Source organism: Amycolatopsis sp. FBCC-B4732 (assembly GCF_023008405.1).
In the GTDB taxonomy this organism is placed as follows: Bacteria; Actinomycetota; Actinomycetes; order Mycobacteriales; family Pseudonocardiaceae; genus Amycolatopsis; species Amycolatopsis pretoriensis_A.
This window is the reverse complement of record NZ_CP095376.1, coordinates 1,065,970-1,087,161: the sequence shown is the minus strand read 5'-3', so window position 1 is coordinate 1,087,161 and position 21,192 is coordinate 1,065,970. Positions and strand designations below refer to the sequence as shown.

25 protein-coding genes and 1 tRNA gene are annotated in these 21,192 nt (G+C 72.9%); 14 read left to right on the top strand and 12 right to left on the bottom strand.

Features of this window, described 5'->3' with window-relative positions; genetic code table 11:
- Positions 1 to 161: 161 nt before the first annotated feature.
- Together MUY14_RS04235 and shbA are read left to right on the top strand one after the other, a co-directional pair.
- The gene (locus tag MUY14_RS04235; RefSeq protein ID WP_247020988.1) at positions 162 to 650 is read left to right on the top strand and encodes an RNA polymerase sigma factor; all 489 of its coding nucleotides are present in this window, start codon (positions 162 to 164) and stop codon (positions 648 to 650) included.
- 146 nt (positions 651 to 796) lie between these two features.
- Complete coding sequence (gene shbA, locus MUY14_RS04230) at positions 797 to 1,390, top strand: RNA polymerase sigma factor ShbA (protein ID WP_247025049.1); 594 nt, start codon at positions 797 to 799, stop codon at positions 1,388 to 1,390.
- Position 1,391: 1 nt separating this feature from the next.
- Here shbA and MUY14_RS04225 read toward each other — a convergent pair whose 3' ends face one another.
- A complete protein-coding gene (locus tag MUY14_RS04225; protein WP_086865023.1) occupies positions 1,392 to 2,225 on the bottom strand; it encodes a LysR family transcriptional regulator in 834 nt (277 codons plus the stop codon).
- Between the two features lie 96 nt (positions 2,226 to 2,321).
- On the opposite strand from MUY14_RS04225, the gene MUY14_RS04220 reads away from it, so the two are divergent.
- The 3 genes from MUY14_RS04220 (at position 2,322) to MUY14_RS04210 (ending at position 4,444) form a co-directional block, all read left to right on the top strand.
- Positions 2,322 to 3,296, top strand: coding sequence for a bile acid:sodium symporter family protein (locus tag MUY14_RS04220; protein WP_247020986.1), 975 nt, complete (start codon positions 2,322 to 2,324; stop codon positions 3,294 to 3,296).
- A 61-nt stretch (positions 3,297 to 3,357) separates the two neighbouring features.
- Complete coding sequence (locus MUY14_RS04215; protein ID WP_247020984.1) at positions 3,358 to 3,906, top strand: dihydrofolate reductase family protein; 549 nt, start codon at positions 3,358 to 3,360, stop codon at positions 3,904 to 3,906.
- A 55-nt stretch (positions 3,907 to 3,961) separates the two neighbouring features.
- Entirely contained in the window at positions 3,962 to 4,444 is a 483-nt protein-coding gene (locus MUY14_RS04210) for a hypothetical protein (RefSeq protein ID WP_247020982.1), read from the top strand.
- 41 nt (positions 4,445 to 4,485) lie between these two features.
- On the opposite strand, the gene MUY14_RS04205 is transcribed toward MUY14_RS04210, so the two are convergent.
- A complete protein-coding gene (locus MUY14_RS04205) occupies positions 4,486 to 4,755 on the bottom strand; it encodes a hypothetical protein (protein ID WP_247020980.1) in 270 nt (89 codons plus the stop codon).
- A gap of 174 nt (positions 4,756 to 4,929) precedes the next feature.
- On the opposite strand from MUY14_RS04205, the gene MUY14_RS04200 reads away from it, so the two are divergent.
- A tRNA-Ile gene (locus tag MUY14_RS04200) sits at positions 4,930 to 5,006 on the top strand.
- A 36-nt stretch (positions 5,007 to 5,042) separates the two neighbouring features.
- Here the strand turns inward: MUY14_RS04200 and MUY14_RS04195 are convergent.
- The 3 genes from MUY14_RS04195 to MUY14_RS04185 are packed head-to-tail and all read right to left on the bottom strand — an operon-like array spanning position 5,043 to position 7,432.
- On the bottom strand, positions 5,043 to 5,633 hold the full coding sequence (locus MUY14_RS04195) for a dihydrofolate reductase family protein (RefSeq protein ID WP_396126724.1): 591 nt from the start codon (positions 5,631 to 5,633) through the stop codon (positions 5,043 to 5,045).
- 5 nt (positions 5,634 to 5,638) lie between these two features.
- The gene (locus tag MUY14_RS04190; RefSeq protein WP_247020978.1) at positions 5,639 to 6,427 is read right to left on the bottom strand and encodes a metalloregulator ArsR/SmtB family transcription factor; all 789 of its coding nucleotides are present in this window, start codon (positions 6,425 to 6,427) and stop codon (positions 5,639 to 5,641) included.
- A 33-nt stretch (positions 6,428 to 6,460) separates the two neighbouring features.
- Positions 6,461 to 7,432 (bottom strand): hypothetical protein, encoded by a 972-nt coding sequence (locus tag MUY14_RS04185; protein ID WP_247020976.1) that lies wholly within the window; start codon positions 7,430 to 7,432, stop codon positions 6,461 to 6,463.
- 177 nt (positions 7,433 to 7,609) lie between these two features.
- Here MUY14_RS04185 and MUY14_RS04180 point away from each other — a divergent pair, with 177 nt between their 5' ends.
- Positions 7,610 to 8,572, top strand: coding sequence for a hypothetical protein (locus MUY14_RS04180; protein WP_247020974.1), 963 nt, complete (start codon positions 7,610 to 7,612; stop codon positions 8,570 to 8,572).
- A gap of 918 nt (positions 8,573 to 9,490) precedes the next feature.
- Here the strand turns inward: MUY14_RS04180 and MUY14_RS04175 are convergent.
- Positions 9,491 to 9,691 (bottom strand): hypothetical protein, encoded by a 201-nt coding sequence (locus MUY14_RS04175; RefSeq protein WP_247020972.1) that lies wholly within the window; start codon positions 9,689 to 9,691, stop codon positions 9,491 to 9,493.
- Between the two features lie 63 nt (positions 9,692 to 9,754).
- On the bottom strand, positions 9,755 to 10,270 hold the full coding sequence (locus MUY14_RS04170) for a hypothetical protein (protein ID WP_247020971.1): 516 nt from the start codon (positions 10,268 to 10,270) through the stop codon (positions 9,755 to 9,757).
- Positions 10,271 to 10,478: 208 nt separating this feature from the next.
- On the opposite strand from MUY14_RS04170, the gene MUY14_RS04165 reads away from it, so the two are divergent.
- Positions 10,479 to 10,760: an isoamylase gene (locus MUY14_RS04165; RefSeq protein WP_247020969.1), complete on the top strand. Its 282-nt coding sequence runs from the start codon at positions 10,479 to 10,481 to the stop codon at positions 10,758 to 10,760.
- Positions 10,761 to 10,786: 26 nt separating this feature from the next.
- Here the strand turns inward: MUY14_RS04165 and MUY14_RS04160 are convergent, their stop codons facing one another.
- Positions 10,787 to 11,500 (bottom strand): LysR substrate-binding domain-containing protein, encoded by a 714-nt coding sequence (locus MUY14_RS04160; protein ID WP_247020967.1) that lies wholly within the window; start codon positions 11,498 to 11,500, stop codon positions 10,787 to 10,789.
- Between the two features lie 42 nt (positions 11,501 to 11,542).
- On the opposite strand from MUY14_RS04160, the gene MUY14_RS04155 reads away from it, so the two are divergent.
- The 4 genes from MUY14_RS04155 to MUY14_RS04140 all read left to right on the top strand — a co-directional run bounded on the left by MUY14_RS04155 (position 11,543) and on the right by MUY14_RS04140 (position 14,504).
- Positions 11,543 to 11,914: a DUF5997 family protein gene (locus tag MUY14_RS04155; protein ID WP_247020965.1), complete on the top strand. Its 372-nt coding sequence runs from the start codon at positions 11,543 to 11,545 to the stop codon at positions 11,912 to 11,914.
- A complete protein-coding gene (locus MUY14_RS04150; RefSeq protein ID WP_247025047.1) occupies positions 11,911 to 13,116 on the top strand; it encodes a kynureninase in 1,206 nt (401 codons plus the stop codon). Before MUY14_RS04155 ends, MUY14_RS04150 begins: the two co-directional genes overlap by 4 nt.
- A gap of 112 nt (positions 13,117 to 13,228) precedes the next feature.
- The gene (locus tag MUY14_RS04145) at positions 13,229 to 13,666 is read left to right on the top strand and encodes a MarR family winged helix-turn-helix transcriptional regulator (protein ID WP_247020963.1); all 438 of its coding nucleotides are present in this window, start codon (positions 13,229 to 13,231) and stop codon (positions 13,664 to 13,666) included.
- Position 13,667: 1 nt separating this feature from the next.
- A complete protein-coding gene (locus tag MUY14_RS04140; RefSeq protein WP_247020961.1) occupies positions 13,668 to 14,504 on the top strand; it encodes a haloalkane dehalogenase in 837 nt (278 codons plus the stop codon).
- Positions 14,505 to 14,507: 3 nt separating this feature from the next.
- On the opposite strand, the gene MUY14_RS04135 is transcribed toward MUY14_RS04140, so the two are convergent.
- From MUY14_RS04135 to MUY14_RS04120, 4 genes are read right to left on the bottom strand one after another with little or no spacing between them, the layout of a single operon-like run.
- Positions 14,508 to 15,134: a TetR/AcrR family transcriptional regulator gene (locus MUY14_RS04135; protein WP_247020959.1), complete on the bottom strand. Its 627-nt coding sequence runs from the start codon at positions 15,132 to 15,134 to the stop codon at positions 14,508 to 14,510.
- Position 15,135: 1 nt separating this feature from the next.
- Positions 15,136 to 16,287, bottom strand: coding sequence for an NAD(P)/FAD-dependent oxidoreductase (locus MUY14_RS04130; protein ID WP_247020958.1), 1,152 nt, complete (start codon positions 16,285 to 16,287; stop codon positions 15,136 to 15,138).
- Entirely contained in the window at positions 16,284 to 16,472 is a 189-nt protein-coding gene (locus MUY14_RS04125) for a ferredoxin (protein ID WP_247020956.1), read from the bottom strand. Before MUY14_RS04125 ends, MUY14_RS04130 begins: the two co-directional genes overlap by 4 nt.
- Entirely contained in the window at positions 16,472 to 17,872 is a 1,401-nt protein-coding gene (locus MUY14_RS04120; RefSeq protein WP_247020954.1) for a fatty acid desaturase, read from the bottom strand. Before MUY14_RS04120 ends, MUY14_RS04125 begins: the two co-directional genes overlap by 1 nt.
- Positions 17,873 to 17,990: 118 nt before the next feature.
- Between MUY14_RS04120 and MUY14_RS04115 the strand changes: the two genes are divergently transcribed.
- Positions 17,991 to 18,284 carry a PASTA domain-containing protein gene (locus MUY14_RS04115; protein ID WP_247020952.1) on the top strand — a complete coding sequence of 98 codons (294 nt, stop codon included), beginning with the start codon at positions 17,991 to 17,993 and terminating at the stop codon, positions 18,282 to 18,284.
- Between the two features lie 463 nt (positions 18,285 to 18,747).
- Complete coding sequence (locus MUY14_RS04110) at positions 18,748 to 21,153, top strand: ATP-binding protein (RefSeq protein WP_247020950.1); 2,406 nt, start codon at positions 18,748 to 18,750, stop codon at positions 21,151 to 21,153.
- The last annotated feature ends 39 nt before the right edge of the window (positions 21,154 to 21,192 follow it).

Sequence of the window (21,192 nt, the reverse complement as noted above, 5' to 3'; positions counted from 1 at the left end):
ATCGAGCCCGGGTACCCGACTTGTCCGTCGTCATTCGTCACGAGGTGTCACCAAGGAGAAGCGCGCCATTACTCCTACCGGGGAGTCTTGATCGAATCGTTACACGTAGCGGTCACCTCGGCGCACCTGTCCTTGTGGAGGCGAGGGGTGGTGAGGGGTCCGTGGGCGGTCACGACGATTTCGACGCGTTCTTCCGCGCCGACTTCGCGCCGCTGGTGGCGTTCCTCTGCAAGGCCGGGTTCGAGGTCGAGACCGCGCGGGACGCGGCCGCCGAAGCGATGGTCCACGCGCTGGAGGCGTGGCCGACCGTCGACGACCCGCGCGCGTGGGTCCGCCGGGTCGCGGGGCGGCTGCTCGACGGCGTGGGGGACGCGCGGGCGGACTGGACCCTGGCGGGCGATCCGCGGGACGACGACGAGCTCACCGGGCTGGTCGACCAGCACGCCGGGCTCATCGAGCTGCTCGCGTCGCTGCCCGGCAGGCAGCGGATGGTCCTGGCGTGGTCCCTCGACGGGTTCTCCCCGGCGCAGATCGCGGAGGCCCTGCGGATCGCACCGGCGACCGTCCGGTCCACCCTCCGGCACGTGCGGGAGCGCCTCCGGCGCCTCCGGGTCGCCCGACCCGGTGACCAGCGGGACAGGGAAAGGTGAGCACCATGCCGGCAACCGAGTACGGGGACCGGGCGATCACCGAGCTGCTGCGGGAGTCCAACACCGCGCTGCACGACTCGCTGCGGGCCGGCCTCGACGTGGAAGGCACCCTGCTGCGGGTGCGCAGCAGGGTGCTCGTCCGGGAGATCGCCGCGGCGCAGCCCGCCGACGCGTTCCCGTCGCACTGGCGACGGCACGACGAGCCGGTCGCGGACGCGATCGCCGGCGACGACGCCGCGACCGCCCGGCTGCTGGCCACCATCCGCCCGCTGGTGGTGCGCTACTGCCGGGCCCGCGTCGGGCGCCACGAGCGTTCGTTCGCTTCGGCCGACGACGTCGCGCAGGAGGTGTGCCTCGCCGTGCTCACCGCGCTGCCCTCCTACCGCGACCAGGGCCGGCCGTTCCTCGCGTTCGTCTACGGCATCGCCCAGCACAAGGTGGCCGACGCCCACCGCGCCGCGGCGCGCAACCGCACCGACCCGGTCCCCGAGATCCCGGACGGGGTCAGCGAAGCCGTCGGCCCCGAGCAGCGGGCGCTGCGGTTCGAGCTGAACGAGCGGCTGGCCAAGCTGCTGGACGTGCTCCCGGCGAAGCAGCGCGAAATCGTCGTGCTGCGGATCGTGGTCGGGCTGTCGGCGGAGGAGACGGCCGCGGCGGTCGGCTCGACCCCCGGCGCCGTCCGCGTCGCCCAGCACCGCGCGCTCGGGCGCCTCCGAAGACTCCTGGGCGACGAGGACTGACTCAGCGCCGCACCCGCTCCAGGACGAACTCCGCCAGCGCCGCCGCCGGACCGGCCATCGACTCCCTGGCCAGCAGCATGAACTCGATGTCGCCGGGTTCGGGCAGGCCGTCGAGCTCGATGAGGTCGGCCGGGACGAGGCTGCGCGCGTGCAGGGTGACGCCGAGCCCGGCCGCCGCCGCGGCGCGCAGACCGGTCAGGCTCGACGTCTGGCACGCCGCGCGCCATTCGAGGCCGGCGCGTTCGAGGCACTCCACCGCCAGCTGCCGCGTGATCGACGGCATCGGGTACTGCACCAGTGGCACCGGCTCACCGGGCTCCAGCACCGTGGCCGCCGAGCCGATCCAGACCAGCGGCTCCCGCCAGAGCAGCCGCCCGTGGTGCGCGCCCGGGCGGCGCTTGCCCAGCACCAGGTCCAGCTGCCCGGCGCGCAGCCGCTGCGCGAGGACGTCCGAGAGCTCGACCGTCAGCTCGACGTCCACCAGCGGATGGCTGCGGCGCAGCCGGTGCAGGATCTCCGGCAGCTCGCCGAGCGCGAAGTCCTCGGACACGCCGAACCGGACGCGGCCGCGCAGTTCGGCGCCGCGGAAGTGCCGCTCCGCGCGTTCTTCGGTGTCGACGACCGTCTGCGCGAACCCCAGCATCGCCTGCCCGCGCGCGGTGAGCTCGACGGTGTGGGTGTCGCGGGCGAACAGCAGCCCGCCCGAGTCGCGCTCGAGCCGCCGGACGTGCTGGCTGACGGTCGGCTGCCCGACGCCCAGCCGCCGCGCGGCCGCGGTGAAGCTGCGCGTCTCGGCGACGGCGAGGAAGGAGCGGCACAGGCGCGGGTCCAGCACGGCAGCACTTTATCGTGATTCGCGATGACAGTCAGTCCGGTCATCGGGGTTCACAATGAACGCGGGGCCGCCGACAATGGCCGTGGAAGGAGATCCATGTCCCGGTTGCGTCTCGACCCGTTCGTCCTCGCCATCCTCGCCACCGTCGGCGTCGCCACGCTGTTGCCCGCTTCGGGCGCGGTGGCCGCCGGTTTCGGCACCGCCACCACGATCGCCGTCGGGCTGCTGTTCTTCCTGTACGGCGCCCGGCTGTCCACGCAGGAAGCCCTCGACGGGCTGCGGCACTGGCGGCTGCACGCGGTCGTGCTCGGCGCGACGTTCGTGCTGTTCCCGCTGCTCGGCCTGGCGCTGTTCGCGCTGCCGTCGTCGGTGCTGCCCGCCCAGCTGGCCGCCGGGGTGCTGTTCCTCGCGGTGCTGCCCTCGACCGTGCAGTCGTCGATCGCGTTCACCTCGATCGCCCGCGGCAACGTCGCGGCGGCGATCTGCAGCGCGTCGCTGTCCAACTTGGCCGGGATCGTGCTCACGCCGCTGCTGGTGGCGCTGCTGCTCGCGGGCGACGGCGCCGGCGTCGACGGTTCGGCCGTGCTCGGGATCGTGCTGCAGCTGCTGGCGCCGTTCGTGGCGGGCCAGCTGGCGCGGCGCTGGATCGGCGGCTGGATCTCCGCGCACGCGGCGCCGCTGAAGCTGGTCGACCGCGGGTCGATCCTGCTGGTGGTCTACACGGCGTTCAGCGCGGGCATGGTCGAAGGCATCTGGCACCGGCTCGACCTCGGTCACCTGCTGGTGCTGGTGGCGGTGTGCGGCGTGCTGCTGGCGGTCGTGCTGGCCGCGACCGGCTGGGGCGCCCGGCTGCTGGGTTTCGCCCGCGCGGACCGGATCACCATCGTGTTCTGCGGGTCGAAGAAGAGCCTGGCGAGCGGCCTGCCGATGGCGACGGTGCTGTTCGGGCACGCGCAGGTGGGGCTGATCGTGCTGCCGCTGATGCTGTTCCACCAGATCCAGCTGATCGTCTGCGCGACGCTCGCTCGGCGCTACGCCGCTTCGGAAGAGCGGGAACTCGTGCCCGCCTGACCGATGAGTTCCGCCGGCCCCGCTCGTCGGTACCGGTGTCACCCACCGGAAGGCGGCACGCATGGCCCAGGTCCTGTTCCACATCACGATGTCCCTCGACGGCTTCGTCGCCGGCCCCGCCGACGACATGTCCTGGCTCCGGGGTTTGCCCACCGGCCCGAACCCGGTCGTCGAGCGATTGCTGGGCGAGCTCGGCGCGGTCGTCATGGGACACAACACGTACGCCCCGGCGACGACGGCGGAGGGCGAGGTCTACGGCGGGCGCGTCCGGGTCCCGGTCTTCGTGGTGACCCGCGACGACCCGGCTTCGGCCGAGCCGGGGTTCACCTTCGAGCCGGACCTGCGGACGGCGGTCACTTCGGCGTCCTCGGCGGCGGGCAACGGTTGTGTCGCGGTGCTGGGCCCGACGACGGCCCGCCGCTGCCTGGAGGCGGGCCTGCTCGACGAGGTCCTGGTCCACGTGGCCCCGATCCTCCTCGGCGACGGGGTCCGGCTCTTCGACCACCCGGGCGGCACGCAGATCCGCCTGCAGCCGGTGGAGCTGAGCACGGCCGGGGGTTTCGGGACGTTCCGGTACCGGGTCGGGTCCGTTGTGGACAGTCGAGCGTAACGGCGGCAGGCGGCGGAGCGATCCCGGTGGCGACGTTCCCAGGGGAGGATCCACCATGGCACTTCAGGTTCGAACCGCACTCGCCGCGCTGGGCGGCGCGCTCGTGGTCACCGCGGGCGCGGTCGCCTTCGCGGGCGCGTCCGCCGCCGTCGGCCCGGCACCGGCTCCGACCGTCCAGGCGGCGCAAGCCACCTGCGTGACCGACGGCAACGGCTTCTGCACGGTCACCCACACCCTCGGCAAGGTGCCGGAGGCGGTCGTGGTGTCGGCGAACACGCCCGGGCCCTTCAACGCGTTCATGCTCAACACGGTGCAGGGCTCGTTCACGGCGACCACGTTCCAGGTGCGGGCGATGTTCACCCAGACCGCGCCGAAGACGTTCGGCCAGATCTGGTTCACCTACGCGGCTTACGGCGCGGCGGCGGCACCGCCAACCACGACTCCCAAGCCGCCGACGACGACCGCTCCGCCGACCACCACGCCCATCACGACCCCCACCGAACCGCCGACCCCCACCACCTCCGGCGGCGGCACCTGAGCGGAATCCGCGGCCTTGGCCTTGCTCCGCAACGACTTCCGTCACCGGGGGTGCGGAGAAGGCTTGTCCCGCAGTTCCTCCGCCAGTATCGCGTCGACGCGCGAGCCCGCCCGGAACAGGGCTCGCGCGGCGGCGCGGATCAAGAATCCGAGTGCGCACAGCAAGACCAGCACGAGGCCGACGACCACGGGGTTCGCCACGAGCGCCTCCCGGTACTGGTGTGCGAGGAAGCCCAGGCCCGCCCCCGCCGTGAACGCGTCCAGCAGCGCCAGCCGGCACGCCCGGCGGTCGGGCGGGGTGGCTGCCGCCATCGGTCCCTCCCGCCGTTCCGTTCAGCGGTGACGCCCTTGCAACCTAGACGAGCGTGCGCCGGTCGGCGGCCACTTCAACCTGTTTGGCCTACCGGATCTGCCCGGATGGCCGCTGTGATAACTTGAAGCGAACTGAGACTTCTGTGCGGAAGCAAATCCGCGTGCCGGGGTCAGGGGGCGGTAGCTCAGTTGGTTAGAGCAGGGGACTCATAATCCCTTGGCCGCGGGTTCGAGCCCCGCCCGCCCCACCATTTCCCCACTGCGCCGAACCGTCCACTCCGGACTCCTCAGCGCACCCGGTCGTAGACCACCGCCGTCTCCCCCAGCTCACCCGTCTCGTGGTGGGTCAGCCGCCACTTCGACGCGGGCAGGCCGTCGTCGAACAGCCTCGGCCCGCCGCCCGCGATTTCGGGGCAGACCATCAGGTACAGCCGGTCCAGCGCGTCCGCCTCGAGCAGCGCCTTGATGACGCTCGCGCTGCTGTTGACCAGGATCTCGCCCGCCCCCGACGCCTTGAGCTCGGCGACGACGTCCGCGGCCGGCGCGTTCACCAGCCGGGTGCGCTCCCACGGGGCCTCGGCCAGCGTGGTCGAAAAGACCACCTTCTCCACGTCCACCAGCCACTTCGCGTAGCTGCGGTCGCGCGGGTCGGCGTTCTCGTCCGCGGCCACCGTCGGCCAGAAGCCGAGGAAGCCCTCGGCGTTGCGGCGGCCGAGCACCGCCGTCGTCGCGCCTTCCCAGATGCGGGTGAGGTGGCGGCGCGCGACGTCGGTCATCGCGTACGTGACGATCGCGCCCATGTCGGCGGGCCCGGCGGGGCCGTGGTAGCGGCCGTCGAGGGTGATGCTCAGGTTCGCGGTCACCTTGCGGTCGGTCATGGTGGTCAGCCCTTCTCGATGAGCACTGCGGTGAGGTTGTCGAGGACCTGGCCCCAGCCGGTTTCGATGCCGGCGATGGCGGACAGGGCCTCGGTGGTCGTGGCGGTGATGCGCAGGCCGAGGCGCAGCCGGGTGCCCTCGGGGACTTCGGTGAACGTCAGGTCGTAGTGGCCGGTGAACGAGGCCGGGCCCGGCACCGCGAGGTCGAACGCCAGGTGCCGGGGTTCGTCGGCGACGTGGACCTTCCCTTCGGAGCGGTATTCGCCGTCGGCGTCGCGGTAGGCGATCACGGCCCGCCCGCCCGGCCGCGGCTCGATGCCGCAGTCGGTGAGCGTCAACGGCGCCGGAACCCACCACGACGCCAGCAGGTCCGGGTCGGTCCAGTACCGCCAGAGGGTCTCGCGTGACACGGGCAGCAGGCGGTCGAACGCGAACTCGCGCCCGTCCGCCCAGCGGTCCCGGCCGGCGGCCGCCGAGTCCGCCTCGATGGCCGCCCGGTAGCGCGCGACGACGTCCCGCTCACCCGCGTGGCCCGCGGTGGCCTCGGCCAGTTCTCGCAGCCGGCCCGCGAAGGCGGCGAGCGGCTCCGCCTCGAGGGCGTAGACGCGGCGCTGCCCCAGCGGGAAGACGGTGACGAGACCGGCCCGGGCAAGGGTCTGCAGGTGCTTCGTGGTCTGCGGTTGCCGCAGCCCGGTCAGCTCGGCGAGCTCGCCGACCGAGCGGGGGCGCTCGGCCAGGAGTTCGACGATGCGCCACCGCGCGGCGTCCCCGAGTGCTGCTGCGATCCCGTCCATGCAGCAGAGTATTCACCAAGCAGAATATTCATGTCAAGGAATATCTTGGTCGGGTAGCCAGCGCAGCCCGTAGGCGTACCCGAGCTGGGGCGCGGCGAAGTCCTGCGCCACCTCGCCGGCGCCGTCGAGGTCCAGCGGCGCGCCCGGCTGCGGCGGGTCGGCGAGCACCGAGGGCGCGACGCGGTCCAGGCGCCACACCGACCGCGGCGGCCGGTCCGGGTCGAAGCGCACGCGGACCGTGAACGACTCGCACGTCACCAGCGGCACGAACGTGTAGGACGACCGGATCGGGCGGCCGTCCTGGACCCGCAGGACCAGCGAATACGTGTGGCTGTCGCCGCGGGACAGCGGCCGCGGCAGGTCGAGCAGCCAGCGGAAGTGCCGCTGGCCCTCCCGGCTCCGGTCGCTGATCCGGACGCCGTGCTGGGCGTCGGCGGCGACGTGCCGCTCGCCGTCCAGGCCGTCGTCCGCGCGGGGCACGGTGAACTGCGCGGAGATCCGGCGGAGCCCGTCCTGGGTCGCCACGATCACGCGTTCCTCGATCAGCTCCGGCTCGGCGGTGTCCAGCCGCAGGAGCGCCTTGAGCCGTTTGACGAACCAGCCCCGGTCCGGATCGGGTGCGCCTTCGCCGGGCTGCGAGCCGGCCTGGATTTCGGCGGCGAGCCGGACGAAGGCGCGGTCGATGCGGCGCCGCGCCGTGCGTTCGGAGACCTGGAGGCGCTCGGCGAGGATGGTGACCCGGTCACTGAGCCGGGCGTGCTGCGTTCCGGTGGCGATGCCGAGCGCGACGTTCACCGCCAGCCGGTCGGCTTCCGGGAAATCCGCGATCGCGGCCGAAATCATTTCACGGAGAACTCGCCGCGCGTCGCGGTCGCTCGCCGTCCGGTGGATTTCGCACCAGCCCGAGACGAGCGGCCCGAGCCGGCTCCGCAGCCGATCGGCTTCCAATCCCCAGCCGCGCCGCAAAGTGGTGAGTTCCCGGAGCAAACCGTCCTCGTGTGCCATGGGAATTCGATTGTGGCACGCGGACTTCCGGGCGATCGGGCGTACTCGATGCGCCGATCAGGTGATTCCGGGTTGGCCAGTGCCTGGCCATTTCCGCTGTGATTCGGCCTGCGCGCGGCCCTTTCCGGTTCGCCGCCTGTCCGACCATTTTCCCGTCGACGACATCGGGAGGACGGGTTGCTCGACAGCACCGACGTCGCGGGGGTCCGCCGGCTGGCCCGCGACGGCCTGCTCGCCGGCTCGGCCGCCGGCGCGACGCCCGGCGTCCGCGCCCGGCTGTGTGGCGCGGTCTACAGCGTGGCGTGGCCGCTGGTGTTCACGCGGATCACCAAGCCGCTGGAACGTCGCCGGCGGCACCCGGACTGCGCGCGCGGCCTCGAGTGGCTGCGCCCCGACTGCCTCGACCGCTTCCACGACGACGTCGAGGCGGTGGTGGAGCACGCGCTGCGGCGCGCGACCGACCCGATCGAGAACCTCGAAGGCTGGCTGGCCACCCGCCTCAACCCGGCGACGGTCGACGCCCACCGGCGCCGGCGCGGCGAAATCGGGGCCCTGCAACGCCCTCGCCTCCCGTCCTGGCTGGGCGACGCCCTCGCCGGCGACGCCTGGTTGTGCGACCTGGCGGTGCAGGTCCTGACCTGGGCCGGCGTCCCGACGACGGCGGGCGCCGAGCTGTGGCCCCTGGACGCGTGGGCCGCGCGGCGCACCGAGGTGACCGGCGAGGCGGTGGCCGACCGCGACACGATCGACCGCGAAGTGCGGAAGGTGCTGACGGCGATGCGCTCCCACCCGAAGTGGTACGCCGAACACGTCGAGCGGCCACTGGGCCACAAGCGCGCCCCGGTGGCCCCGATGCCGGCGGACAACGCGGCGGAGCTGCCGGCGCTGGAGCTGGTCGGCCCGGACGAGATCGAGGACGCGCAGCTGGTGGAACTGGCCGAGCGCGCACTGGCGGCGATCGAGACCCGCCTGGCCCGCGGCGACCCCCCGGAGGAGGTGGTCACGGCCGTGCTCCGCGTGCTGTTCGGCGCGGCGGGAGTGGGCGACTCCACCCGCGACGACTGGCTGGCGACCGCACTCGCGGACCGGGAGCGGCTCGACGGGATCGTGGCGACGGTGCTGGCCATCCTGGACCGCTGAGGGCGATCGGCCGCACCGTCCGGGTCGACTGCGCGGCTCGGGTCGGCTGCGTGGTCCGGCGCGGCTGTCCTGCGCAGATCGGCTGCGCGGTCCGGGGCGGCCGCGCGGCACAGGCCGGCTGCGTGGTCCAGGGCGGCCGCGCGGCGCAAGTCGCCTACCCGACGCAGGTCGGCTGCCCAACGCAGGGTGGCTGCGCGGCACAGGTCGGCTGCGTGGTCCGGGGCGACTGCGCAGCGCGGGTCGACTACCCGGTCCGGGTCGGCTGCCTGGTCCGGGGCGGCCGCGCGGCGCGAGTCGCCCGCCCGACACAGGTCGCCTGCGCGGTGCAAGTCGCCGGCCCGACGCGAGTCGCCTGCTCGACGCACCTCGACTGCGCGGTGCAAGTCGCCTGGCCGACCCAGGTCGGCCGCCCGGCGCAAGTCCCCCGCCCGACGCAGGTCGGCTGCCCGACGCGAGTCCCCCGCCCGACGCAAATCGGCCGCACGACGCGGGTCCGCCTGCGCGGCGCAGGTCGGCCGCACAACGCAAGTCGCCTCCCCGGCCAGGTCCCCCGCCCGACGCAAATCGGCCGCACGACGCGGGTCCGCCTGCGCGGCGCAGGTCGGCCGCACAACGCAAGTCGCCTCCCCGGCCAGGTCCCCCGCCCGACGCAAATCGGCCGCACGACGCGGGTCCGCCTGCGCGGCGCACGCCGGATGCACAACGCAAGTCGCCTCCCCGGCCAGGTCCCCCGCCCGGCGCAAATCGGCCGCACGGCGCGGGTCCGCCTGCGCGGCGCAGGTCGGCCGCACAGCGCAAGTCGCCTGCCCGGCCCAGGTCGCCCGCCCAACGCAAGTCGGCTGCCAGCGCGGGCCGGCTGTGCGGCGCACGTCGGATCGGGCCGAGCCGGCCGCGCGTCGGGACACCGGACCCGGGCACCTAAGCCGACTTGGGCGGGGCCGTCCGGCCGAGCTCGGTCAGCCAGCTCCGGCGTGCCTCGAACACGCGCGTCAGCACCTCAGGTGGGCAGCCCGCGGCCTCGACTCGCCGGTGGGCGGCGGTCAGTTCGGCCAGCAGGAGCGCGCGGATCGCCGCACGGGCGGGGTCCGGGATTCTTCTGAGCGGGGCCGTTTCGGTCACCCCGGCCTCCTCTCCACCGCCCCGGCACACCGCCGGCGGCCCAGACTTGACCTGACGGACACGTCAGCGCCACCACGCCGGTCGAGGCACCGGGAGCTGCAGCGGGCAACCCGCGTGGCGGCCCGTCCAGCACTCCGCCAGCCAGCTCGTCAGGGCCACCGGCCCGAGCAGGCTGTCCTCCCACACCGGCGTCAGCTCGCCTGCCCGGCGCAGGACCGCTTCGGCCGTGCCGCAGAACGACACGATCGCCGCGATCGCCGCGTCGGCTCGCTCTTCCGGCCAGGTGACCGCGGCTCTCGGGAGCCGGGCCGGGATGGCCAAGCCCGTGGCGATGGTGCATTCGCGCGCCAGCTGCAGGGCGAGGTCGAACTCGACGGATTCGGCGTGGCGCTGCCGGGCTCGCCACCGGGGCGAAGCCGCGGCCGCGAACAGCCCGGCCAGCCGGGCGGCGGCCAGCCCGTCCCACACCGTCAGGAGCACCGCGCGTCTGTCCGCCGGGGAGGCGACGGCGAGCTCGTGGGTGACGGCGCTGAGCCAGGCACACGGATCCTTGACTTGACGATCGACGACGACAGTCACGGCAGCCAGTTTCCCACCGGGGGCCCGCGATGAACCCGAGATGATCATGGTTCACCCGAGGACCACCCGGACGGTGGCGAACCGTTGAGCGGCCCGGTAACTCCATCGGGCACTCCACGTGACCGAATCGTCACCGCTGTGCGACCATGTCGGCGCTCAGTGCCGAGCACGCCCCTCCCGACCGCCCTCCGCGAAAGGCCGCCACCGAGTGATCAAGATCAGCAAGAGCCGGGCCGGCACCCAGCGCGTCACCTTCAGTCTCCCGCTCGCCGCACCGCCCGGACGGGTGAGCGTCGTGGGATCGTTCAACGACTGGACGCCCGGCCGCCACCACCTCACCCCGCGCTCCAACGGCCGCCGCTCGGCGTCGGTGGACGTCACCCCCGGCACGGTGCTGCACTTCCGCTACCTCGGGGAGGACGGCCACTGGTTCGACGACCCCGACCTGGCCGACCGCGCCGACGGCAACTGCGTCTGCACGACCGCCTGACGCCGCACGCGCGGGTCCGGGGAGCTTCAGGACCGGCGGCGCCGCTTGCCCGCGCCGCCGCCGGTGCGCCGGGCCGGCTTCGGGGGCGACGGCTTCCGCACCGGACGTTTGCGCTCAGCCGACGCCGGAGCCGCAGCAGGAGCCGGAGCACGGCCGCGCGTGCTGTTGACCGTGCGGCCGCGGACGATGCCGATGAACTGCTCCATCAGGTCGGTCGTCTCGTCCTCCAGCCACGACAGCGCCACGCTCGACTGCGGCGCGTCCGCGAGCGGCCGGTAGGTCAGGTCGCGGCGGTGGTGCAGGCGGGCCAGCGACTGCGGGACGACGAGCACCCCGACGCCGGCCGCCACGAGCTCGATCGCGTCCGCCGTCGTCTCCGGGCGCGAAACCGCGGGGCGGCCCGGCAAGGAAGACCACTCCAACGTGTCGTCCAGGGGATGCAGCACCACGTCGTCGGCCAAGTCCACGGTGGACACTTCGTCCGCCGCCGCGATCAGGTGGTCCTTGGCCACCACGACCACGGTCGTCTCGGTGTAGAGCGGGATCGCGTGCAGGCCCTCGCGGTCGATCGGCGAGCGCAGCAGCGCCGCGTCCGCTTCGCGCGCGCGGAGCAGGGCCGTCGCGTCCGCCGCGGCCACCGGGACCAGGGTCAACGGGACCGCCGGCACGCGCTCGGCCCAGGTCCGCACCCACTTGGCGGGGGTCGCTCCGGGAACGTAGGCGAGGCGGAACGAGGTCACCGGGTCAGGTTACCGGGCACCCGGCTGGCTACCCTGGACGGCATGACGTCGCACAAAACCGCCCAGACCATGAAGCCCGCGACGGCGGCGAAGAAACTGGGCGTGTACCTCGAAGCCACCCCCGCGGAGTTCCAGGAGGGTGTCGTCTCCCGCGACGAACTGAACGCGCTGCAGGCCGACCCGCCCGAATGGCTGCAGGAGCTGCGCCGGAACGGGCCGCACCCGCGACCGGTCGTCGCGGCGAAGCTGGGCGTCTCCATCGGCGGCCTCACGCGCGGCGGCATCACCGAAGCGCTCACCACCGACGAGATCGACGCGCTGAAGGCGGACAGCCCCGACTGGCTGGTGCGGGAACGCGCCACGCAGGCCGAAGTGCGCAAGGAAACCGTGCGGGTGAAGGAGAAGAACCGCTGACCACCCGGGCGGAGGCGGCGCGCCTCGACGCGGACGACGAGCTGGCGGCCTTCCGCGAGCGGTTCGTCCCGATCACCGATCCCGGCGTCGTCGCCTACCTGGACGGCAATTCGCTCGGCCGTCCCCTGCGCGCCACCGCGGACCGGCTGCAGCAGCTCGTCGCCGAAGAGTGGGGCGGCCGGCTGATCCGGTCGTGGGAAGAGCGCTGGCTGGCGCTGCCCGAAGCGATCGGGGACGAGCTCGGCCGCGTCGCGATCGGCGCCGCGCCCGGCCAGACGATCGTCGCCGACTCGACGTCCGTGTGCCTCTACAAGGTGCTGCGCGCGGCCGTCGCGCTGCGGCCGGGGCGCGACGAGATCGTCACGGACACCGCGAACTTCCCCACCGACCGGTTCCTGGTCGAGAGCGTCGCCGCCGAACTCGGGCGCACGGTTCGGTGGATCGAGGCCGGCGACGTCGGCCCCGAAGACGTCGCGGCGGTGACCGGGCCGCGCACCGCGGCGGTCGTGCTGTCCCATGTGGACTACCGCTCGGCCGCGATCGCCGACCTGGCCGCCATCACGCGGCTGGTGCACGAACGCGGCGCCCTCACCGTCTGGGACCTCTGCCACAGCGTCGGCTCGATCCCGGTGGCGCTCGACGCGGCGGGCGCCGACTTCGCCGTCGGCTGCACGTACAAGTTCCTCAACGCGGGGCCCGGCGCGCCCGCGTTCCTCTACGTCAACACGCGCCACCAAGCGGAGTTCGGCCAGCCGATCACCGGCTGGATGGGCGCGGCCGACACGTTCGGCATGGCCGCGGAGTACGTCCCCGCGCCGGGGATCCGCCGGGCGCTGTCCGGCACGCCGCCGGTGCTCGGCATGGTGGGCGTCCAGGAAGGCGTCGCGCTGCTGGCCGAGGCGGGCATCGACCGCGTGCGCGCCAAGGCCGTGGCACTGGGCCGGTGGGTGCTCGCCCTCGCCGACGAGTGGCTGGTCCCGCTCGGGTTCGAGGTCGCCTCGCCCCGCGACGACGACCGCCGCGGCGGTCACGTCACCCTCCGCCACCCCGACGCCGAGCGGCTGTCCCGCGTGCTGATCGAAAACGGCGTGCTGATCGACTTCCGCCGTCCCGACGGCATCCGCGTGGGGCTCAGCCCGCTCACGACCGGCTTCACCGAAGTCCGGGCGGCGCTGGCCCGGATCCGGGAGCTCGCCGGCTGACGTGAACGACTCGTTCACCGCGTCCGGCGAGGTGAACGACTCGTTCATGACAGTGCGAACCACCGGCCCAAATTAGTAGCCGTGGCTACTATAGCCATGTACATTACTCGGCATGAGCACTCCCGGGCACCTGGTCTGGCGCCTCTCCATGAAGTGGCGGGTGGCCGTCGACCGCGCGCTCGCCCCGGTCGGCTTGACCCACGCCCAGTACGTCTTCCTGGCCTCACTGCTCGACCTGCAGCGCGAACAGGCACCGAGCCAGCGGGAACTGGCCGACCACACCGGCCTCGAAGCCCTCTACGTTTCCAAGCTCGCCCGGACCCTCGACGCCGACGGCCTGATCGAGCGCACCCGCGACCCCGCCGACACGCGGACCGTCCGGCTGGCCCTCACCGAGCGCGGGCACGAGGTCGTCGAGCCGGCGATCGCCACCGTCGGCGCGCTGCTCGACCGCATGCTCGCGCCGCTCGGCGGCCGTCGTGGGGACCGCACCGCGGCGCTGACCCGGGAGCTCACCCTGCTGCTCGACACCCCTCTCGAAGGGACCTGAAATGCCCGTCCTCCACCACGAAGAAACCGGCAGCGGCACCCCGATCGTCTTCCTCCACGGCAACCCCGGCTCGGCGCACGGCTGGCGCCACGTCCTCCCCGACGCCGGTCCCGGGCGGCTGCTCGCGCCCGACCTCATCGGCATGGGCCGCTCCCCCAAGCCCGACCTCGCCTACACCTTCGCCGACCACGCCCGGTACCTCGACGCCTGGTTCGACGAGCTCGGCCTCGACGACGTCGTCCTCGTCGGCCACGACTGGGGTGGCGCCCTCGCCTTCGACCACGCCGCCCGCCACCCCGGCCGGGTCCGCGGGCTCGCGTTCTTCGAAACGATCGTGAAGCCGATGGCGTGGGCCGACCTGTCCCCGCAGGCGGCCGAGCGCTCCCGCAGGATCCGCACGCCCGGCGTCGGCGAGGACCTGGTGCTGGCGCAGGACCTCTTCATCCGGCAGGCGTTCACCGGCGGCGTCCGCACGCCGGTCAGCGCCGGCGACCTCGCGGCCTACCTGGCTCCGTTCCCGACGCCGGAGAGCCGCCGCCCGGTCCTCGCCTGGGCCCGTCAGCTGCCGCTCGGCGGGGAGCCGGCCGAGCTCGTCGAGCGCGTCGAGGCCTACGACCGGTGGCTCGCCGGCAGCGCGGACGTCCCCAAGCTGCTGCTCACCTTCGAAGGCTCCCCCACCCTGCTCATCGGCGCGGAGATGGCGCGGTGGTGCACCGAGAACATCGCGGCGCTGGACGTCGTCGCGGGCGGCGAGGCCGGGCACCACGCCCAGGAGGACCGGCCCAAGGAGATCGCCACCGAGCTCTCGGCGTGGCTCGACCGGCACGGCCTCCGCTGAGCGTCAGGTGTGCCGCAGCGGCCGCGCCGCCTCGACGCCGAGCACGCGGGTCGCCACCCAGGCCAGCGAATCCGCCGTGCGGGCCGGGGTGTCCGACGGCTGCATGACGTGGCTGAGGACCGCGCGCACGACCAGGTCGATCACCACGTCGGCCTGGTCGTCGGTGAGCGGCAGCCGGTACGGCCGCACGCGCGCGGCGAGCAGTACCTTCGCGCGGGCGAGCAGCGCGCCCGCGTCGGTGGTCAGCAGCGGGAGGAGCTCCGGGGCGGCGCCGTGGGACGCCGACACGATCGCCCGCAGCAGGACGTTGTCCTCGGCGAGTTCGAGCACCGAGCGGACGGCCTCGTAGAACGCCTCGACGAGGTCGTCCGGGTGGTGTTCGAAAGCGGCGTCGACGACCGTGAGGAACCGGTCGAGCTCGTGCGCGACCATCGCTTCGGCCAGGGCGGCCTTGGAGCCGATTTCGTTGTACACGGTCTGGCGGCTGATCCCGACCACTTCGGCCAGCCGGGCCATGGTGACCGACGGCCAGCCGGACCGCGCGGTCAGCTCGATCGCCGCGCTGATGATCGGCCGCCGGTGCTGACCACCTTCGGGCGGCGCCGGAGGTGCCCCGCTCATGATCGTCATTCTAGGCCGTGCCCGCGAAGGCGAGCGCCTCAGCCCAGGGCGCGCGGGTGGCGATCCGCCTGCGGTGCTTCATGATCTCGTGCGGGCGGTCGACGGTCAGGGCGCCGGCGAGCCGGTCGCCGCGGCGGTAGAGGGTGGTGTCCCCGGCGGTCACGACCTCGTCGGCGTGCGGCGTGCCGACGAACTGGATCCGGTGGCCGTACCAGTCGGACCAGAAGTACGGCACGGTTTCGAGGGGCCGTGCCGACGCCGGGTCGAGCGCGTGCCGGGCGGCGGCCGCGCCCTGCTCGGCCGCGTTCGTCCAGTGCTCCAGCCGCAGGAGGCCGTCGAACAGCGGGTTCGCGACGTGCGCGACGTCGCCGGCCGCGTAGACGCCCGGTGGCCCGGCGGCCAGGGTCGCGTCGCACACGACGCCGCGGTCGCGCTCGTGCAGGACCAGCCCGCTGCCCTCGAGCCAGCCGGTGGCCGGGACGGCGCCGATGCCGGCGACCACGAGGTCCGCGGGCAGCACGTCGCCCCCGGCCAGGTGCACGCCGTCGGCGGTGACGGCGGTGACCTCGGCGCCGAGCCGCAGCTCGGTGCCGGCCTCGTGGTGCAGCTCCGCCAGCATCGCCCCGGCGGTCTCCCCGACCGCGCGGACGAGCGGGACGGCGGCCGCTTCCACGATCGTCACCGGCAGGCCGCGGGCGCGGGCGGCGGACGCGACCTCCGAGCCGATGAACCCGGCGCCGACCACGACGGTCCGCGCGTCCCGATCGAGCGCGCCGCGCACCGCGACGGCGTCTTCGGCGGTGCGCAGCGTGCGGGCGCCGGGCAGGGTGCGGGCAGTGGCGCCGGTGGCGATGACCAGGGCGTCGTAGCGGACGCCCGCGCCCGCGACGGTCACTTCGCGCGCCTCGGTGTCGAGCCCCTCGGCCGGCGCGCCCAGCATCAGCTCGACCCCGAGTTCTTCGCGGAGCACCGCCTCGGAGTGGAACGGCTCGACCACCCGCGGGCCGTCCGCCGCGAGGAACGCCTTGGACAGCGGCGGCCGGTCGTAGGGCAGGTGCTCCTCGGCGCCGATCAGCACGATCCGGCCGCGGTACCCGGTGCGGCGCGCGGCTTCCACGGCACGCAGCCCGGCCAGCGACGCGCCCACGACGACGAGGGTCATGTCAGCTTCAAAGCCAGCACGGGGCAGGCGTCCACGGCGGCGGCGAGGTCCTGCCGGTGCTCCTCGCCCGGCTGCTCGTCGAGCACGACGACGGTCCCGTCCGCACCGACCTCGAAGAAGTCGGGCGCCATCGCTTCGCACATGCCCAGGCCGTCGCACTTGCCTCGGTCGGCTTCGATCCGCATCACGCACCCACCCGGCCCGGCGCGACGAAGTCGACCTTCTCGCGGACGCCGCAGTCGGGGCAGCACCAGGAGTCCGGGATCGCGGACCACGGCGTGCCGGCCGGGAACCCTTCGCGCGGGTCGCCGAGCTGCTCGTCGTAGACGTACCCGCAGCCCGGGCACATGCCGCCTTCGCTCGCGTCGCCGTGGGTGTCCGCCGGCGCGGTTTCGGCGGCCGTGACCCGGGTTCCGTACCGGGCAAGGATCTTCTCGCGCTTCGACGGCTGGATGTTGGCGCGGGAGACGTCCCCCTCGAAGTGCGCGAGCACCCGCGGGTCCATCACCCGCCGCCACACCGGCGGGACGAGCGCCAGCACGATCATCCCGGCGTACCCGGTGGGCAGCACCGGCGATTCGGCGAAGTCGCGCAGGGTCTGGTAGCGCCGCGTCGGGTTGGCGTGGTGGTCGCTGTGCCGCTGCAGGTGGTAGAGCAGGACGTTGGTGGCGATGTTGTTGGAGTTCCAGCTGTGGCTGGGATCCACGCGCTCGTAGCGGCGCTTCCCCGCCACGCCGACCCGCCGGCGCAGCATCCCGTAGTGCTCCATGTAGTTGACGACCTCCAGCAGCGAAAACCCGACGACGGCCTGGATCACCAGGTACGGCAGGATCCCTGCGCCGAGCCACGCGATCATCGCCGCCCACAGCACCGCGGACATCAGCCACGCGTTGAGGACGTCGTTGCCGAGCCGGAAGGGGTGCTTGTCCCGGCGGGCGTAGCGCTTGCGCTCCAACCGCCACGCCGACTTCAGCGAACCGAAGACCGTGCGCGGCCAGAAGCGGTAGAAGCTCTCGCCGAGGCGGCTGCTCGCCGGGTCCTCCGGGGTGGCCACGCGGACGTGGTGGCCGCGGTTGTGCTCGATGTAGAAGTGGCCGTAGAAGCTTTGCGCCAGCGCGATCTTCGACAGCCAGCGCTCGTGGCTCTCCTTCTTGTGGCCCAGCTCGTGCGCGGTGTTGATGCCGATGCCGCCGATGCAGCCGATGGAGACGGCCAGCCCGATCTTGTCGACGACGGTAAGGCCGCCGTGCGCGACCAGCCAGAACGCGGCGACGAAGCCGACGTACTGGATCGGGAGGAACGCGAAGGTGATCCAGCGGTAGTACCGGTCCCGCTCCAGCCGCTCGAGGACGTCGTCGGGCGGGTTGCTCCGGTCCAGGCCGGCGGCCAGGTCGACGAGCGGGACGATCACCAGGATCACGACCGGGCCGATCCAGAACCAGGCGCTCCAGCCGGTCGCCGCGTGCAGCCCGATGGCGAGGAACGCCAGGGACGGCACGACCAGGCCGATCAGCCACAGGTACCGCTTGCGGTCTCGCCACAGCTCGGTCGACCCGGCGGGGACGGTTCCGGTCACTTCGCTCATCACGCCTCCTCGAGTGATTTACGAAACCGTACGTGATGTAAAACTGGTTTGACAAGAGCTGCTTTTTTGTCAAACCAGTCTCGCCTGCCCCGGTAAATTGGACAGCGGGTGAGGAGCAGTGGCGGATGAACCGCGACCGGTGGTCGTGCCGGACTTCCGGGGCAGGCAGGCGCTCGACGCGTGGCTGTCCGGGCACGACGCGGGCTTGACGTTGCAGGGACCCGATCCGGACAGTCCCCACCCTTTGCTCAACGGCTTGGTCGTCGCCCAGCTCCCGATCGCCGGTACCCGGCTCGACCGGTGGGGCGCGGTGACCGTGTGGGTGGCCGGCGGCGGCGACCCCAGCGGCGTCCGCGAGCCCCGGCGGCCACTGCCGGAGGTCCGGGAAGAACCCGGCTACGGCGAGCACTGACACGGGTTCCCGCGACACGCCGTGACGGCGTCCTGTGGTCAAGATCATCAAGTGCGCCGCGACGGCCTCCGCCGGGTACGCGCGGGCATTACCGCCGCCCCTTCTTTCCCGCAACGTGAACACCCCGTCCGCCGCATCGGCCGAATTCACATTCACCCGTTCGGCCCAGCGTGCAAGCCGCCGAAAACCGTCGCGGGTCCGTTACCAGAGGAAATGGCGGTAACCACCCCGATGCACTCGGTAAACACCGTTCAACACTGGTCGGACAAGCGTCCGCCAGCCGGGCCAGCACCACCGGCCCTCAGTGGTTCGTGGTAAAAAACGGACCCTGATCGATTCCGCGGCAACACGGAGAGTGAGGCGAAGACGGGTGAGGGCCGCCGCTGTGTCCCATCGTCGTGTCCACCTCCTCGTCCGGGTCCCCTTTTCTCGCCGACCGTCACTCAGGAGTTCGTGAACCGCCGTGCTGAACAAAGACGCCAAGGACGAGTCGGACAAGCCGTACGACAAGTCGATCCGCAAAAGGCTGACCAGGACCGTTCTCATTCCCAGCGTGACCCTGCTGGTGCTGTGGATCGCGGTCTCTTCGTACTTCCTCTTCAACGGCGTTTACGTCCGGCTGGTCGCCGCTTCGGTGCGTGAGGTGTCCATCCCCGCGGCCACCGCGCTGGCCGAATTCCAGAAGGAACGCCAAAGCGCGCTGCAGTACCTGGACGACCCCGCCCTCGGCCCGGCCCGGCTGCAGGCGCAGCAGAAGGTCACCGACGAGAAGCTCGACACGCTGAAGGACGCGTTCGCCGCGACCATCTCCACCGCGCCGGACGAGATCGCGACCAAGGTCAACGCGCTGAAGTCCCAGTTCGACCAGCTGCCCGTGCTGCGCTCGCAGGTCAGCTTCCGCAGCATCGACCGCGCGCAGGTCAACAGCTACTACAACGGCGTGATGGACACGGCGTCCAACCTGTTCGACACCCAGGCCCGGATCGTGCCGGACGCCGAAGCCGCGACCGGCGGCATCACCGCGACCTCGGTGTTCCGCGCCGGTGACGCGATGTCGCGCGAGACGTCGCTGGTGTCGACGGCCTTCTCGGCCGGCACCTTCGCCCCCGACGACTTCGCCCAGTTCGCGCAGCTGTCCGGGACCTACCGCGCGCAGCTGGCGCAGATCGAGCCGTTCCTCGACCCGGGCGTCCGCGACCGCTACCGGGCGCTGGCCAAGAGCGCCGCGTGGCAGCAGCTGGCCACCGCCGAGCAGGCGATCGTCAAGCACGGCCCGTGGTCGCCCAGCGAGCAGAACTCCGTGCCGGTGTCCGAAACGGACTGGCTGAACGCGACCACCCAGGTCGCCCAGGGCCTCAACGACCTCGCGATCACCCAGGCGGACAAGGTTTCCGCGGCCGCGATCGACTCCGGTGACGCCCAGCTGCGCAACGTCATCATCGGGTCGATCCTGGCCCTGCTCGCGTCGCTGGCGGCGATCATCGTCGCGGTGCGGGTGTCCCGCTCGCTCGTCGACCGCGCGCTGATGACGCGCCTCGCGCGGCTGCGCAACGACTCGCTCGACCTGGCTCGCAACCGGCTGCCGAACATCGTGGAGCGGCTGAAGAACGGCGAATCGGTCGACCTCAAGGAAGAACTGCCGCAGCTCGACCACGGCCGCGACGAGATCGGCCAGGTGGCGGAGGCGTTCAACACCGCCCAGCTGACCGCCGTCAACGCCGCGGCGAGCGAGGCGAAGGCCCGCAGCGGCGTGCACAACGTGTTCCTCGGCATCGCGCACCGCAACCAGGTGCTGGTCCACCAGCAGCTGCAGATCCTCGACGAGATGGAAGCGCGCGAGGACGACTCGACGCAGCTGGCGTCGCTGTTCCAGCTCGACCACCTCGCCGCCCGGGCGCGGCGCACGACCGAGAACCTGATCATCCTCGGCGGCAAGCAGCCCGGCCGCCGCTGGCGCAAGCCGGTCGCGCTGATGGAGGTCCTGCGCGCGGCCGTCTCGGAAACCGAGCAGTACGCGCGGGTCCAGGTGGAGCAGGTCGCCGACGTCGCCATCGTCGGCGCCGCGGTGGCCGACACCATCCACCTCGTCGCCGAGCTCGTCGACAACGCGACGTCGTTCTCCCCGCCCGGCTCGCCGGTCGAGGTGACCAGCCGCATGGTCGCGCGCGGCGTCGTCGTCGACGTGTCGGACCAGGGGCTCGGCATGAAGGACGGCGTCCGCGAGTGGGCGAACTCGATGATGGCCGAGGCCCCCGAGTTCGACGCGATGGCGCTGCGGGCCGACTCCAGCCTCGGCCTCTTCGTGGTCGCGCGCCTGGCGGCCCGGCTCGGCATCACCGTCACCTTCGACCCGTCCCGCTACGGCGGCCTGCGCGCCACCGTCCTCATCCCGGTCCAGCACCTGGCGGGCCAGGACAGCGCCGGCGGCGACGAGCCCGGCAGCTCCCCGGCGGAAACGACCGCGGTCCTGGCCCCGGTGGGCGCGCCCGCCGCGCGGGCCGCAGAAAGCTCACCCGGTTCGATGGACTCACCCAGCTCGTTCACCGGCCAGATCCCGATGAAGCGGGAGACCAAGCCGAGGCCGTACCCGGTGCGGGCGCTCACCCCGCCCGAAGCGCTGCCCTCCGTACCGGCCGCGGCGCCGGAACCGGAGCCGCGGCCCGCCGCGGAGCCGGCCGCCGCGCAGCGCCCGACCGACGACCGGCCGCGGCTGCCCCGGCGCGAGCCCCAGCAGAACCTCGTCGCCCAGCTCGAAGCCGAACCGGACAACGGCGACGACGACGTCGTGACGCCGGGCGAAGGCACCGCGCGCACGCTGGCGGCGTTCCACAAGGGCACCCGCCGCGGCCGCGGGCCGGACGAAGCCTAGTTCCCGACCACACACCGGAAAGTCCACACAGGAAAGTCA